This window comes from Nonomuraea sp. NPDC049480 (assembly GCF_044465905.1).
Lineage (GTDB): Bacteria > Actinomycetota > Actinomycetes > Streptosporangiales > Streptosporangiaceae > Nonomuraea.
Genome location: NZ_JBITMD010000017.1, coordinates 32,235 through 46,187, shown reverse-complemented (window position 1 = coordinate 46,187; position 13,953 = coordinate 32,235). Strand labels below are relative to the sequence as shown.

General features: G+C 69.8%; 15 protein-coding genes and 1 pseudogene. 4 read left to right on the top strand and 12 right to left on the bottom strand.

All coding sequences use genetic code 11. The annotated features are described in order from the left end of the window. Positions 1–13: 13 nt before the first annotated feature. From ACIBX3_RS38245 to ACIBX3_RS38235, 3 genes are all read right to left on the bottom strand, one after another. Positions 14–946, bottom strand: a complete 933-nt coding sequence (locus tag ACIBX3_RS38245; protein WP_397125422.1) for a hypothetical protein — start codon at positions 944–946, stop codon at positions 14–16. Between the two features lie 96 nt (positions 947–1,042). Continuing rightward, complete coding sequence (locus tag ACIBX3_RS38240; protein WP_397125421.1) at positions 1,043–1,621, bottom strand: hypothetical protein; 579 nt, start codon at positions 1,619–1,621, stop codon at positions 1,043–1,045. A 374-nt stretch (positions 1,622–1,995) separates the two neighbouring features. Beyond that, positions 1,996–2,394 carry a hypothetical protein gene (locus tag ACIBX3_RS38235; protein WP_397125420.1) on the bottom strand — a complete coding sequence of 133 codons (399 nt, stop codon included), beginning with the start codon at positions 2,392–2,394 and terminating at the stop codon, positions 1,996–1,998. 68 nt (positions 2,395–2,462) lie between these two features. Here ACIBX3_RS38235 and ACIBX3_RS38230 point away from each other — a divergent pair, with 68 nt between their 5' ends. Next, positions 2,463–2,684: a hypothetical protein gene (locus ACIBX3_RS38230; RefSeq protein ID WP_397125419.1), complete on the top strand. Its 222-nt coding sequence runs from the start codon at positions 2,463–2,465 to the stop codon at positions 2,682–2,684. 48 nt (positions 2,685–2,732) lie between these two features. Then, a complete protein-coding gene (locus tag ACIBX3_RS38225) occupies positions 2,733–3,002 on the top strand; it encodes a hypothetical protein (protein ID WP_397125418.1) in 270 nt (89 codons plus the stop codon). Between the two features lie 14 nt (positions 3,003–3,016). Here the strand turns inward: ACIBX3_RS38225 and ACIBX3_RS38220 are convergent, their stop codons facing one another. Then, positions 3,017–4,024: a LacI family DNA-binding transcriptional regulator gene (locus ACIBX3_RS38220; protein ID WP_397125417.1), complete on the bottom strand. Its 1,008-nt coding sequence runs from the start codon at positions 4,022–4,024 to the stop codon at positions 3,017–3,019. A gap of 403 nt (positions 4,025–4,427) precedes the next feature. On the opposite strand from ACIBX3_RS38220, the gene ACIBX3_RS38215 reads away from it, so the two are divergent. Beyond that, positions 4,428–6,449 (top strand): beta-galactosidase, encoded by a 2,022-nt coding sequence (locus ACIBX3_RS38215; RefSeq protein ID WP_397125416.1) that lies wholly within the window; start codon positions 4,428–4,430, stop codon positions 6,447–6,449. 109 nt (positions 6,450–6,558) lie between these two features. On the opposite strand, the gene ACIBX3_RS38210 is transcribed toward ACIBX3_RS38215, so the two are convergent. From ACIBX3_RS38210 to ACIBX3_RS38190, 5 genes and pseudogenes are all read right to left on the bottom strand, one after another. Next, a complete protein-coding gene (locus tag ACIBX3_RS38210) occupies positions 6,559–7,020 on the bottom strand; it encodes a hypothetical protein (protein WP_397125415.1) in 462 nt (153 codons plus the stop codon). 46 nt (positions 7,021–7,066) lie between these two features. Continuing rightward, positions 7,067–7,294: a hypothetical protein gene (locus tag ACIBX3_RS38205; RefSeq protein WP_397125414.1), complete on the bottom strand. Its 228-nt coding sequence runs from the start codon at positions 7,292–7,294 to the stop codon at positions 7,067–7,069. A 21-nt stretch (positions 7,295–7,315) separates the two neighbouring features. Continuing rightward, a complete protein-coding gene (gene add / locus ACIBX3_RS38200; RefSeq protein WP_397125413.1) occupies positions 7,316–8,263 on the bottom strand; it encodes an adenosine deaminase in 948 nt (315 codons plus the stop codon). A gap of 74 nt (positions 8,264–8,337) precedes the next feature. Beyond that, positions 8,338–9,105, bottom strand: coding sequence for a class I SAM-dependent DNA methyltransferase (locus tag ACIBX3_RS38195; protein WP_397125412.1), 768 nt, complete (start codon positions 9,103–9,105; stop codon positions 8,338–8,340). 174 nt (positions 9,106–9,279) lie between these two features. Beyond that, positions 9,280–10,230: pseudogene (locus ACIBX3_RS38190) on the bottom strand (RNA polymerase sigma factor); the annotation flags it as partial. A 142-nt stretch (positions 10,231–10,372) separates the two neighbouring features. Here ACIBX3_RS38190 and ACIBX3_RS38185 point away from each other — a divergent pair. Next, on the top strand, positions 10,373–11,029 hold the full coding sequence (locus ACIBX3_RS38185; RefSeq protein ID WP_397125411.1) for a TetR/AcrR family transcriptional regulator: 657 nt from the start codon (positions 10,373–10,375) through the stop codon (positions 11,027–11,029). Between the two features lie 74 nt (positions 11,030–11,103). Here the strand turns inward: ACIBX3_RS38185 and ACIBX3_RS38180 are convergent, their stop codons facing one another. The 3 genes from ACIBX3_RS38180 to ACIBX3_RS38170 are packed head-to-tail and all read right to left on the bottom strand — an operon-like array spanning position 11,104 to position 13,929. Next, positions 11,104–11,427 (bottom strand): hypothetical protein, encoded by a 324-nt coding sequence (locus ACIBX3_RS38180; protein WP_397125410.1) that lies wholly within the window; start codon positions 11,425–11,427, stop codon positions 11,104–11,106. Further along, the gene (locus ACIBX3_RS38175) at positions 11,364–12,482 is read right to left on the bottom strand and encodes a winged helix DNA-binding domain-containing protein (RefSeq protein ID WP_397125409.1); all 1,119 of its coding nucleotides are present in this window, start codon (positions 12,480–12,482) and stop codon (positions 11,364–11,366) included. The genes ACIBX3_RS38180 and ACIBX3_RS38175 overlap by 64 nt, the downstream gene beginning before the upstream one ends. 16 nt (positions 12,483–12,498) lie before the next feature. After that, positions 12,499–13,929 carry a wax ester/triacylglycerol synthase family O-acyltransferase gene (locus tag ACIBX3_RS38170; protein ID WP_397125408.1) on the bottom strand — a complete coding sequence of 477 codons (1,431 nt, stop codon included), beginning with the start codon at positions 13,927–13,929 and terminating at the stop codon, positions 12,499–12,501. Between the last annotated feature and the right edge of the window lie 24 nt (positions 13,930–13,953).

Below are 13,953 nucleotides of genomic sequence, written 5' to 3'. Positions count from 1 at the left end.
AAACCACCGAGTGTCAAGGATGTGTTACCGGACCTTCAACGGGCAAGATCGGCCCGGTGAGCTTCTCGTCACGATCGCAGGTCAGCTCGTCCCCGCGGACCCGCAGGCGGGCGGCGTGCACGGCCGACCGCCGCCCGCCGCCCGGCCCGTCGAGGTGGGTGAAATAGAAGGCCAGCGCCTCCTCCCCCGTCACCACCACGTCCGCGTGGTGGCCGCACCCTCCGTCGTGCTCACCGCTGCCCGGCTCGTCGAGGATGAGGCCCAGGGGCTGCCAGGTCTCCAGGTCGTCGGATCTGAGCACACGCTGGCCGTGCCATTCGTCCACGATCATCCAGTGCCGGCCGCCGAGGGCGAACACGTTCGGCCCCTCGTGGGCGGAGATCGTCACCGCCGGCCCCTTGACCTGCCAGGTGTAGAGGTCCGGGCTGTCGGCGGCCCAGGTATGGGAGTCGTCGGCCTCGTCCTTGTACCAGAGCCGGTAGCCACCGCCCGGCAGCGCCGCCACGCAGGCGTCGATCACGTACGGGGAGGACAGGGCGAGCGTGGAGCGGTACGTCCAGCGGACGAGGTCGGGGCTGGTGTAGTGGCGGATATGGCGCTCGTGGGGGTGCCAGGCGCCGGGGACGCCGCGGATGACGCTGACGTACATGTGGTACGTGGAGCCGTCGTCGACGATCTCCGGCGCCCAGTACGTGTGCCGTCCCCATTCGGTGCCGAGCCCGTCGATCGTCCCCCGGTACAGCCAGGTCACGCCGCCGTCCGCGGAGGAGGCCACGCCCAGGTCGGTGCCGTGGACCCAGCCGACGTCCCGGCGGTCGGGCGCCGTCGCGCGCCTGCTGGTGTAGACGAGCCACCACGCGCGTTCGGCACGGTTCCAGATCACGGTGGGATCGGTGGCGCCGTCGTGCATGGGGTCGCGATAGAGCGGCCGGGGGACCTCCGTCATGACCGTCCTTCCTGTCGATCGGTTTTGTAACGATACAGGCGAAGAGGGCGCCCCCAGTGGGGACGCCCTCCTCGTGGACGGACCTGCTCGCGGTTGTCAGCCGGCCTGGTTCTTCACCGGCAGGGCCTTGATCTGCCGCGACGCGGCCGGGCTGGAGTCCTTCTCGGACCAGGCACCGGTGGAGAAGGCGACCGGGTAGTTCTTCTTGCCGATGCCGTCGCCCCACTTGGTGATGACGTAGTTGATCTTGATGTGGCCCTCGCCGCCGACGCCGTCCACGCCCAGGGTGTCGGGGTTGAACGTGCCGCCGGTCAGCTCGGCGAAGGTCTTGGCGTCCAGGTCCAGCATGACGCCTTGGCTGGAGGGGTCGCCGGGGCCGCGGTCGCCCACGAAGAAGGGCAGCTTCTTGCCCTCGTAGACGACGTAGCCCTCGGTCATGAGCGGCCAGCTGGGGCTCGCGGCCAGGCCCTTCTGCATGGGCTTGCCCGCGGCGGGCAGGCCGGTGTCGCCGGCGCGGCCGGAGGAGTCGTCCCAGAAGTAGGACGCGGTCGTGGAGCCCTGGAGCATGACCCTCTTCTCCGCGCCGGAGTCCGCGTGGGCCGCGGCCGAGCCGATGGTGAGGGCGCCGAGGGTGGCGGCGGCGAGCAGGGCGAAAGAACGTATGCGAGCAGACAAGGTCAAGCCAGTCCTTTGTTAGGGGACAACGAACAACGCGCTCGCTTTCGGACGTAGCCGGGCATCATCGCCATACGGGCACTACGCGGAGCGCTACAGAATCCGGGGAAACCGGGGGTTCTGACTCCGGTCGAGTCGTCCTTCGGAAGGTGAAGGCACAGGTCACTCGCCGGACATAGGTAAGACATTAACCCTCAAACCGGACAAAAGCAAACGAAACCCTATAAACCGGGCAAAGATCTACCTCGTGGGGTAAAGGCCGGTTCACAGTCCGGAGTTCGAGGTTTGGAACGCCCCGGCCGCCACGTCCATTCCCCGCGCCATCGCGCCTGCGGGCCGTACGGGACCATTCCCGGACGGCCCGCCGGCCACTGTCAGGTGAGCTGGATGTAGTCCAGTTCGGCGTATCCGGTGCCGCCCGCGAAGTACGGAGAGCCCTTGGCCAGCCGGATCACGTTGTATCCGGCCCGGAGATTGACCGTGGTGCTGATCGTGGCCCCGAACTGCCCCCAGGCCGCGGTCGGCGGGTAGCTGACCGTGGTCCAGGGTCCGCCGTTGCAGGCCAGGCCCTGGGTGGAGGTGGCGCCGGTGCCGTTGGCGTAGCCGATGGTCATCGTGTACGCCCGCGCGGTGGGCACGTTCACCACGAAGTCGGCGTAGCTGTCGGTGCGCGGAGTGCCGGAGTTGTCGATCCGCCCCACGTAGCCGCCGCCCGACGCGCTGGAAGCGCCGAGCCGCTGGGCGCGGAAACACCGAGGCGTTCTCGGCCTCATAGCGCTGCTGGTAGGACGGCACTCCGCTGACCGGTTCGACGAGCAACTGGTAGGCGCTGGTGGCGCTCATGCCGGGCACCGACACGCTGAGCTGCCCGCCGCTGACCGTCCGGGTCGTCGAGGAGATCGTGGCCGGCGCGGTGACCGCGGTGAAGCGGCCGCTGGACGGGGTGGACGTGAGCGTGACGCGGACGCTGGAGCCGAGCGCGCCGAGGCCGGTGAGGTTGACGGTGTTGGTGCCGGACTCGTTGCCGAACACCACGTTGACGATCCTGCGGGTGGGGTCGTAGGCGGCGAAGCCGTCCAGGCCGGTCTGCGTGGTCGAGGAGGTGGCGACCATGTTCCCGGCCATGTCGCCGTACCACTTGTACAGCCACCAGGTGCCGGTGGGCTGGTTGTTGTCGACGACCAGGCCGTTCATGGTGCCGTACTCGCACCAGAAGGCCCGGTGCGCGGACTCGACGCCGACGCGTGACCGGCTGCGCTCAGTGCCGGGCGCGCGGAAGATCCTCGTGGAGTCGGTCGAGCCGCTGCCCGGCGGCTGGAACTCCGCCACCTGGCCGGTCCGCTCCCCCACCGGGAACCGGTACGGCATGCCTGATCGCTGAGCGGCCGGGGCGGGTCAGGTGACCGGGTCCGTGCTGGCGCGGACGATCAGCGTCGTGGCGAGCTCGATGCGCGTGCCGGCGGGCCCCCTCGGATGGGTCAGCTCCTCGGAGATGAGCCGCACCGCCTCGTTCGCCATGTCGTCGAGCGGCTGGCGCACGGTGGTGAGCGGCGGCGACAACGTCTCGCACAGCGGCGAGTCGTCGAACCCCACCACGGACAGGTCGTCCGGAACGCGCAGGCCGCGCTCGGCCGCCGCCTGGTAGACGCCCGCGGCCTGCAGGTCGGACCCCGCGAAGATCGCGGTGGGCGGGTCGTCGCGGTCGAGCAGCTCGGCGCCGTGCCGCTTGCCGCCGGAGACCAGGAAGTCGCCGTAGCGGGTCAGCTCGGGGTCGGACTCGATGCCGAACGTGCGGTGCGCGGCCAGGTAGCCCTCGTAACGGTCGAGCGTGCACTGGACGTCGAGCGGCCCGCCTATGAAGCCGACCCGGGTGTGGCCCAGCTCGAGCAGGTGGGTGGTGGCCATGACGCCGCCGGACCAGTTCGTGGCCCCGACGGTGGACATGCGCGGGTCGCGCTGCCCGACCGGGTCGAGCAACACCAGGGGGACGTGCAGCAACTCCCCGATGGCCGTGATCTCCTCGGAGTTGGCCCGGGACAGCACCAGCACGATCCCGTCGGTGCCGCGCTTGCGCATGATCCCGATCCAGCGGCGGAGGTCGAAGTCGGGCCGCGCCGACGACGTCACGACGAGCGAGAACCCCCACCGGGCCGCCGCCTTCTCCGCGCCCCTGATGAGGACCTGCGCCCATGGCGAGCCGAGCCCGTCGATGAGCAGGTCGACCAGGCCGACCCGGGGCGTGCTCGGCGGGCGCGGGGCTTCGTACCCGAAGGCGCGGACCGCCTTGAGCACCTTGTCCCTGGTGGCGGCGGAGACGTGTTTCTTGCCGCTCAGGACCTTGGAAACCGTGGGCACCGACACTCCGGCGGCCGCCGCGACGTCGGCGAGCGTGGCTCGGCGCACAGGACCTCCCGTTGCCTCGGTGCCGCCATCAGGCCGACACCGGCGGATGACAACTTTCCGGAAAAATGTCGTGACCCCAGATAGCCCATCTGAGCTGGGATGACTGGCGGTTTGCTGCTGATCGTCGGGAACTGTTGACAGTTCCGCGACCCGCAGCCTAGCGTAACGCTTCGGCAATGTCACGGTAACGTTTCGGAAAGCCGACCGGAAACTTTCCGACCTGATCTCCCCGTCCCTCCCAGCGAACGAGGGTGTATGCCTGCACCTGTTGAGCAGCCGACTCCGGAGGGCGCCGAAAGCGAGCGCGGCGGGCCGAGGAACTGCCGGCGGACATGTCGCTGGATCACCGGCGCCGAGCGGCGGCTCACCGCCGTGTCCGTGGAACTGACACAGGAGAATTGACATGACCCGTATGGACGCGTTCAGGAACCGCGTAGGCGGCTTGGCCTACGGCGGCGACTACAACCCCGAGCAGTGGGATCCCGCCGTCTGGCGGGAGGATGTGCGCCTCATGCGCCAGGCCGGTGTCAACACCGTCTCGCTCGGGGTCTTCGCGTGGGCGTCGCTGGAGCCGGAGCCGGGCAAGTACCGGTTCGGCTGGATGGACGAGATCATGGATCTCCTCCACGAGAACGGCATCAGCGTCAACCTGGCCACACCCACGGCGGCGCCGCCGGTGTGGCTCACCCACCTGCATCCCGAGGTGTTCCCCATCAGGGACGACGGGCAGCCGTTCGGGTTCGGGAACCGGCTGCACTACGACCCGTCGTCGCCGATCTACCGCGAATACGCGGCCAACATCACGACCAAGCTGGCCGAGCGGTATTCGTTCCATCCGGCGCTGGCGATGTGGCACATCAGCAACGAGTACGGGCCGACGGCGTACAACGAGGCCGCTTCGGTCAACTTCCGCCGCTGGCTGCGCCGCAGGTACGGCGACCTCGACGCCCTGAACGAGGCGTGGACCACCCGCTTCTGGGGCCAGATCTACACCGACTGGGACCAGATCGACGTGCCGCACATCCCCCGCACCTGGATGAACCCCACCCGCCGGCTCGACTTCAAGCGCTTCACCTCCGACGCGCTGCTGGAGTGTTACATCGCCGAGCGGGACATCGTCCGCTCGTTCCGCGACGACATCCCGGTCATGACCAACTTCATGCGGTTCTTCCGTCACGCCGACTACTGGAGGTGGGCGGCCGAGGAGGACGCGGCCGCGCTGGACATCTACCCCAACCCGGCCGAGGGCGACTCGCACGTGTCGGCGGCGTTCAACTACGACCTGTTCCGCTCGCTCAAGGGCGGGCGGCCGTGGCTGCTGATGGAGCAGGCAGCCAGCGCGGTCAGCCAGTGGAAGCTCAACGTCGTCAAGGAGCCGGGGCGGATGCGGCTCGGCTCGCTGGCGGCGATGGCCCGCGGGGCGGACTCGGTGATGTTCTTCCAGTGGCGGGCCAGCCAGGGCGGGCAGGAGCGTTTCCACTCGGCGATGCTGCCGCACTCCGGGCCGGACTCGCGTACCTTCCGGGAGATCACCGACCTGGGGCGGGAGCTGAAGCTGCTGGCGCCGACGGCGGGCACGACGTCGCGGTCGGAGATCGCGATCCTGTTCGACTGGGACGGCTGGTGGGGGCTGGAGGAGACGGCCGGGCTGCCGCGCAACGACTTCAGCTATACGGACACGGTGATGCGGCACTACACGCCGCTGTGGGAGCGGCACCACGCCGTGGACGTCGTGTCCTGCGGCTCGTCGCTGGACGGGTACAAGGTGCTGGTGGTGCCGAACGCGTACCTGGTCGACGACGAGGGGGTGCGGCGGATCACCGAGTTCGCGCGGAACGGCGGGACGGTGTTCATGTCGTTCTTCTCCGGCGTGGTCGACGGGAACAACCGGGTGCGCCCCGACGGGTACCCGGGGGCGTTCCGTGAGCTCATCGGCGCGAAGATCGACGAGTACTGGCCGGCGCGGCCGCACGAGGAGTTCGCGATCGAGTTCGCCGACGGGCGTCGCGCGACGTCGGCGTGGTGGCGGGAGGATCTCCACCTGGAGGCGGGGACGGCCCTGGCGACGTACGGCGACGGGCTGCTGGAGGGGCGGGCCGCCGTCGTCGAGAACCGGTACGGCGCCGGTCGTGTCGTGTACGTCGCGACGTTGCTGGAGCAGGCCGCGTTCGACGCCCTCGTGGCGGAGACCGTCGCGTCGGCGGGCGTGCGGTCGCGGTTCGCGGATGTCCCCGCTCATGTGGAGTGCGCGGTGCGGGGCGACGACGCGCACGAGTACGTGTTCCTGCTCAACCACAGCGGCGAGCTGAGCGCGTCCGTCCCCGTGGGCGGGGAGGGGACCGACCTGCTCACCGGCCGGGAGGTGTCCGGGCGGGTGGAGCTGGCGCCGCTCGGCGCGGCGGTGATCCGGGTGGCTCACACGTAGAGCGGACCCCGTCCTCGTCGCCCGCGCTATCGCGGCCACGAACCGCTCGGCGAGCGCCCGCTGCCCGTCCGCGGCGGTACCGGCAGTGGCCGCGACGCGGCCGCGCGATCTAGACCATGCCGGGGTTGAGCGCCGACCCCGGGACGAAGGCCAGGAAGACGCAGAGCACGAGGTACAGGGCCAGCACCACGGAGCGCCACCACCAGGAGAGCCGGGGCGCGGTCACCAGGACGGCGAACGGGTACGCGAACACGCCGGTCATCACGATGGCCGGGCCCACCAGCTCGCCGACGAGAACCCAGACGGGGATGACGAAAAGCGGGGCCGCGAGGGCGACGGGCCAGGCCGGGCGGACGCGGAAGAGGTGCAGCAGCGGCCAGGCGAAGACGAGCACGGCCCAGTGCCTCGACTCCCAGGCGTCCGCCAGCTGACCGGGCGATATGTCGTCGATCGAAGCCAGGATGAGAAGCATCCATGCGAACTGGACGAACGGCAGGATTCCTCCGGCGAGTCCGGCGAGGGCCACCCGCTGGGAAAGTCTGTCATCCGCGTGTGCCGTCGATGAGTCCACCCCACAAGCATGAGGTACGGCCCACATCACTCACCACGGCCATTCATCACGATTTATGTACGGCATCTGCGCATGACAGGATGAATTCCTCGTAGCCGTCGGGCGGTCGCATCCCACGTGACAACATCCAGTGGACCCGGCCCGCCCCGGTCAGCGCGAGGGTCGCACGGTAGCCCAGCTCCACGTCGTCCCTGCTGAACCGGCCGCCCGCCCCGGCCAGGTAATCGTCCACGGGATCGGCGAACGTGGCCGCCGCGACGCCCGCCCGCTTCATCGGCGGGAGTCCGACGGCGTGTCACCGCTCACCGAGCCAGGCATCCACCTCACCCCGGAGGCGCGCTTTGAGCGGCTCGGCGGCGAAGGACGCGTCGATCGAGGCCCGGGCCAGGTCGGCCAGGTCGCGGTCGTCGTACCCGAAGACATCGCGCAGCCGGGCGTACTCGTCGGCCAGCGCCGTCTCCCCGTCCGTGTTGATCGTGACCACCAGCCCGGCGGCCCGCAACCGCGGCAGCGGGTGGGCGGACGGCGAGGGGACGAGCCCGAGCAGGACGTTGGAGGTGGGGCAGACCTCCAGCGGGATCCCGCGCTCGCGTACCTCCGCCACCAGCGCGTCGTCGTCGAGCACCCGGATGCCGTGCCCGAGCCGCTCCGCATGTCCCAGGTCGAGCGCTTCCCGGATGCTGGCCGCCCCAGCGGTCTCCCCCGCGTGGTGCACCAGGCGCAGCCCCTCGTCCCTGGCCGCGTCGCACACCTCGGCGAACGGCGCGAGAGGATAGGCCTCGTCGCCGGCCAGCCCCATGCCGATCACGGCCTCGTAGCGGGTGGCCAGCTTGAACGTGCGCCACAGCCGCTCGACCGGCCGCCGCCTGGAGTGGTCGAGCAGCACCCGGCACTCGATCCCGTGCCTGGCCCCGCCCTCGGCCAGCCCCTCCAGCACCGCCTCCAACGGCATCTCCGGCGCTCCCAGGCGCTCGCCGTGGGAGGCCGCGGTGAACATGACCTCGACGTAGCGGGTGCCCTGGGCGGCCTCGTCCGCGCAGAACTCCGCCGCGATCCGCCTGAAGTGCTCGGGCGTCCGCAGCAGCTCCCGCACCCTCGCCCGCTGGTCCGCGAACTCCCTGAAGCTGCCGAACACGCCCTCGGGCTCGCGTGCCCCGCCCAGGTCGCGCACGGTCTCCGGTCGTACGGTGCTCTCCAGGTGAACGTGCAGGTGGGCCTTGGGCAGCGAGCGTACGTCTCTCACGCCCCAACCATAGAGCCGGGTCCCGGCCGCCCGCAGTCCATTATCCGCCCGGCGACCGCACCGGTCGTCAGGGGCTAGGCGGGGGCGTTCTTGGTGAGGCGCATCTTCGACTGCTTGTGCGGCAGCCGCTCCCAGTCCTCCATGAACGTCGCCGTGAACCCGTGCCTCTCCGCCAGCGCCACGAGCGTCTCGGTCCGGTAGTAGAAGTCCTCCCGCAGCACCTGGTGCTCCTTGCCCTCGGTCCGGTCGAAGGTGAAGTCGAACCAGCCGTTCGGCTTCATGACGCGGCCCACGTGCGCGAAGCACTCCTCGATGACGTGCAGTGGTGAATGCGAGAAGACGCTGTGGGCGTGCACGACGTCGAAATGCCGGTCGGGCAGGAACGCGAAACGCAGGTCGCGGACCGGGGTCAGATACGGCATTTTGTCCCGCAGGCCCTGCTGGACGATCGTGTCCTGCGCCGCCATGAGGATGTCGGGCGAGATGTCGATTCCGTAGTAGTTGCCGGTGTGCAGGTAGTCGATGAACAAATGACCGGCGCGCAGATTGCCGCAGCCGATTTCCAGCATGCGGCATTCCGGCTTGAGCCCGTGCTCGACGAGGTAGTCGAACTGCATGCGGCCGAGCGCCAGCCACCGCTTGTGCGTGTGCGAGCCGACCGCGCCCTCGGGATCGCGGGCGGTGTCGGACTTCATGACGGCGCGGTAGTAGGCGACGTGGTCGCGCGTACGCAGCCTGAACCACGTGTCGCGAGCCAGCCGCCGCAGGTGGGGGATGATCTTCCGCGGATTCTTGATCGCGTACGTCACCTGGTGGACGAGGCTGGAACGGGTGCGTTTCACGGTTGGGAATCTAGGCCAGCCGCCATGCCGGTCATAGGCCCAATGCGACATTCTTGAGTCGCCTTTTGCGCAGCCTTTCTCCCGGCCGGCGGAAATTCCGGCCCAGAAAGGTGCCGTCGCTCCCACGAGATCATGTGTACGGCACCTCCGGCGAACTCCCGGCAATCGGCGCGGCTAGCTGAGATATTCGCGCAGTGCCAGCGACCGGGACGGATGACGGAGTTTGGACATCGTCTTGGCCTCGATCTGCCTGATCCGCTCGCGGGTGACGCCGTAGACCTTGCCGATCTCGTCGAGGGTCCGCGGCTTGCCGTCGGCCAGGCCGTACCGCAGGCTGATCACGCCGGCCTCCCGCTCGGAGAGCTGGTCGAGCAGGACGCGCAGCTGCTGCTGGAGCAGGGTGAACGAGACGGCGTCGGCCGGGGAGACGGCCTCGGTGTCCTCGATGAGGTCGCCGAACTCGCTGTCGCCCTCCTCACCCAGCGGCGTGCTGAGGGAGATCGGCTCACGGCCGTAGCCCTGGACCTCGATCACCCGGTCGACCTCGAGCTCGGTCTCGACGGCGATCTCCTCGGGGGTGGGCTCGCGCCCGAGGTCGCTCTGCAGGCGCCGCTGCACCCGCGCCACCTTGTTGATCAGTTCCACCATGTGCACGGGGATGCGGATCGTCCGGGCCTGGTCTGCCATGGCCCTGGTGATGGCCTGCTTGATCCACCAGGTCGCGTACGTGGAGAACTTGAAGCCGAGCCGGTAGTCGAACTTCTCGATCGTCCGGATCAGGCCCATGTTGCCCTCCTGGATCAGGTCCAGGAAGAGCATGCCGCGGCCGGTGTAACGCTTGGCGATGGAGACGACCAGCCGCAGGTTGGCCTCCAGCATGCGGCGCTTGGCGCGGATGCCGTCGTCGGCGATCCACTCCAGGTCGGCCCGCAGCTGAGCGGGCAGCTCCGGCTCGGTTTCCAGTCGTTCCCTGGCGAACAGCCCTGCCTCGATGCGTTTGGCCAGGTCGATCTCCTGCTCGGCGGTCAGCAGCGGCACGCGGCCGATCTCCTTGAGGTACGCCCTGACCGAGTCGGCGCCGACGGCCGAGCCGCCGCCGGCGATGTCGTCGTCCAGCTCGAGAACCTCTGCTGCTTCGGACAAAACTCTCTCCTCGCTCGCGTTGGCGGACGCACAAACTTAGGTCGCGCCTAACTTTAGGTCAGGATCCAGACAGGGTCAACCTAAAATGAGGTCGGACCTAAAAATTTGTGGAAGACTGTGGCGTATGAGCATCGACACCTTGGGGTTGAGGGAACAGAAGAAGCGAGAGACCAGGCAGGCCATCTCCGACCACGCTACCCAACTGTTCCTGGAACGTGGCTTCGACCGGACCACGATTGCCGACATCGCCGCCGCGGCCCGGGTCGCGAAGATGACTGTGACCAACTACTTCCCCAGAAAGGAGGATTTGGCACTCGATCACCACCAGACCTTTGTGGCGGGCCTGGCCGAGACGGTCGCGGGGCGGGCGCCGGGCGAATCGGCGCTGGGGGCGGTGCGGCGGGCGTACTTGTCGGCGGTGGAGCGTCGCGATCCGGTCATCGGCTTCACGGGGCGGGACTTCGCCAGGATGATCGCCGACAGCCCGACCCTGGTCGCGCGCCTCCGCGACCTCCATGACCAGCGCGAAGCCGCCCTGGCCGACCGGCTCGCGGCGGAACCGGCCGGCTCCCCCACCCCTCCGGACGCCCAGGACCACCAGCTCACCGCACGCGCCGTGGCCGCGCAGCTCGCGGCGGCGGACCGGTTGCTCTTCCGCGAGCTGCAAAGCCGCACCCTGGCAGGTGAGAGCGACGACACGATCGCAGCCGCGCTCACCGAGGCCGCCCGGCACGTCTTCGACCTGCTCGAGCCGGCCATCGGCGAGCACGCCCGCCGCTGAGCCCCCCGCGTCCGCCGCTGAGCCCGCCGTCGGAGCGGGCCTGCTCCGGCCGCGGCATGGCGGCGACGGCCGAGTCAGCGGCCCAGGCTCTCGACGTAGTCGGCCGCCTCCCCCATCAGCCGCCGCCACACCCCCTCGTCCGGCTCCCGCAACGACACCCATTCCCGCATCTGCCGCGCACCCATCCGCATCACCTCGGCCGTGCCGTCCTTCACCAGCTCCCCCGCGCGCGCCGCCGGCAGCTTGAGCACGACCCGGTCGCGGGAGGCGGAGAAGAACGCATACACCTTCCCGCCGACCTTGAGGCCCTCCGCGTGGAACATGCGCCCCATGCTCACCTCGGCTCTGGCGAGCTGCTCGACGACCAGGTCGTCGTAGAGCTCCTGGGCGGTAGCCATGTGATGCTCCCTTCCTCGGCACCGGCGAAGGCCGTCAGGCGCGCCCCCTCGGCGGCCAGCTCGTCCATCACGCCGTCGGGCAGAGGATGGAAGGGCTCGACCGTCAGCACACCGTTCTTAAGGTCCCACATGCCACCGACAGTTCCGTCGACGAGGAAGGTGGGGTAGATGACCGCGCCCACGCACACCTCCTTACGCTGCTCTGCGGTCATCAACCGGCTGCGGTCGGCGTACGCGACCACGAGGTTGTCGAACCAGGGCAGGAAGCGTACGGGCGCGGGCACGTCCTCCGCGGCGAGCGGGGCATCGGGCAGGTCGTAGAGGACGCGGCCCTCGGTGTCCTGATATTTGCGTAGAAAGCCCATCCCCTCCAGGACCGGCCGCAACCGCGTCAGCCCGGACCACATCTGGACGTCCATCACGCTCGCCGGCCCGAAAGCGGCCAGATACCGCACCACCAGCCGCTCGACGGAGGGCGAGTCCTCCAGTGACCGCCCCAGCCACTCCTCGGCCAGCGTGAACGGCGTGGCCCCGCCGGTCCCCCAGATCCCGTTCGGCGGCGTGTGCACGATCGGCAGCAACGCCTGCGCCGAGAAGCCGAGCGCCGTCCCATCGACCTCGGGCCACCGCCCCCGCAGCAGGTCCCGCAACTGGGGACGGGTGAGCGTGCGCCCGGCCAGGTGCTCGCGCGCCAGCTTGGCGAACTCCCCCAGGTCCACGTCGCGCATCAGCCGCCCGAAGGCCGCCTGCCGGGTCCGGTTGAGTATCACCTGCACCAGGGGCCGGATCCACACGTAGTCCTCAGCCAGTGTCAGGTGCTGGGTCCCGCGCAGCAGCGATCCGCGTACCACCTGCTTGCCGTGCAGCAGCGCGGCCAAGTCGTCCTGGGTGAAGGCGGCCAGGCGCGACCACAGCCCGATGTACGGCGCGTCGATCTCCTGACCCTGCACCGCGACCAGGCGCGAGATGGCCTCGGCAGGCGTCACGGCGGCGCGGCTCAGCAACAGCTGGCGGTCGAGCGCGGTGCGGTTGAGCACCCGGCGGCTAAGGATCATGCGCCCAGCTTAGGAGTCAATGCGGCAAGGTTGATTCCGCGTTGCGCAGTTCCTCCAGGGCGTCACGCAGGTGCCCGGTCAGCTCCCAGGCGTCGGGGACCATCCGCCGGTCGGTGACGACGCCGATGTCGAGTGAGCCGTCGTACGAGAAGGCGGTGATGTTCACACCGCCGCTCATGTCCGTGATCACGGAGACCGGGTAGTGGGTGAGCAGCCGCCTGCCGCACACGTACAGCGGGAACTGGGGTCCCGGCACGTTCGAGACGATGACGTTGATAGGCGGGACGGTCTCCCCCACCAGGGCGAACGCCGACCTCGACGCCAGCCCCATGAGCGCGGCCGGCATGGACTCGCTGAACTCGCGCAGCCACCGCGCCGGTGCCAGCGAGAACCTGTCCTTGATCCGATGCATGGCCCGCCGCACCTGGTGCAGCCGGGCGACGGGGTCGTCGACGTGCACGGCCAGCGGCGCCGTCATGATCGCCACCTGGTTGCCGCGCCCCTCCACGCCGGCCTCCCGCAGCGAGAACGGCACCCCCGCCACCAGCGGCTGGCGCGGCACGCCGCCGTGCGCGGCCAGCCACCTGCGCAGCGCGCCCGCGCACACGGCCATGACGACGTCGTTGACCGTGACCCCGAACGCCTTGCGCACCTGCTTGATCTCCTCCAGCGGCAGCGACACGAACGCGAAGCGCCGGTGCTGCGACACAGGGCCGCTGAAGGGGGTCTTGGGCGCGGGCAGCGTCGGCAGCTCCGGCGCGTGACCGGTGCCGGCCAGTTTGCGGGCGACCCCGGAGACGAGGTGGCTGCCCGGGATCCGGGACACGACGGGGATCTCGTCCAGGTGCGGCACCGCCCTGGCGGCGAACCGCACGGCGTGGGCGGGGTTGAGCGCCAGCCTGGCCAGCCCGCGCACCACCATCTCCGCGGTCCCGGGCGGCGGCTCGTCGCGCTCGGGCGCGACCGCGGGCGGCGGCGCGGGCTCGGGGCTGATGTCGAGCAGCGCGGCCAGCACGTCGGCGCCGCCGATCCCGTCCACGGCCGCGTGATGGATCTTGGTGTAGAGACCCATGCGGCCGCCGGACAGGCCGTGGATCAGGTAGATCTCCCACAGCGGGCGGGCGCGGTCGAGGCGGCGGGCGTGCAGGCGGGAGATCTGCTCGGCGAGCTGCCGGTCGTCACCGGGCGGCGGCAGGCCGATCTCGCGTACGTGGTAGTCGAGGTCGAGATCGTCCTCCTGCACCCAGTACGGGTGGTCGAGCCCGAGCGGGACCTGGGCGAGCTTGCGCCGCATGGCGGGCACGTACGGGAGCCGCTGTTCGAGGAGGTTCTGCAGGTCGGTGCGGTTGAGATCGCCGTCGAGCACGGCGAGGCCGGCGATGTTGGCGACGTTCGTGGCGGTCTCGAAATGGAGGAACTGTGCATCCAGGGCGGAAAGCTGCGACATGGTGACACCTCCGCACCGAACCAA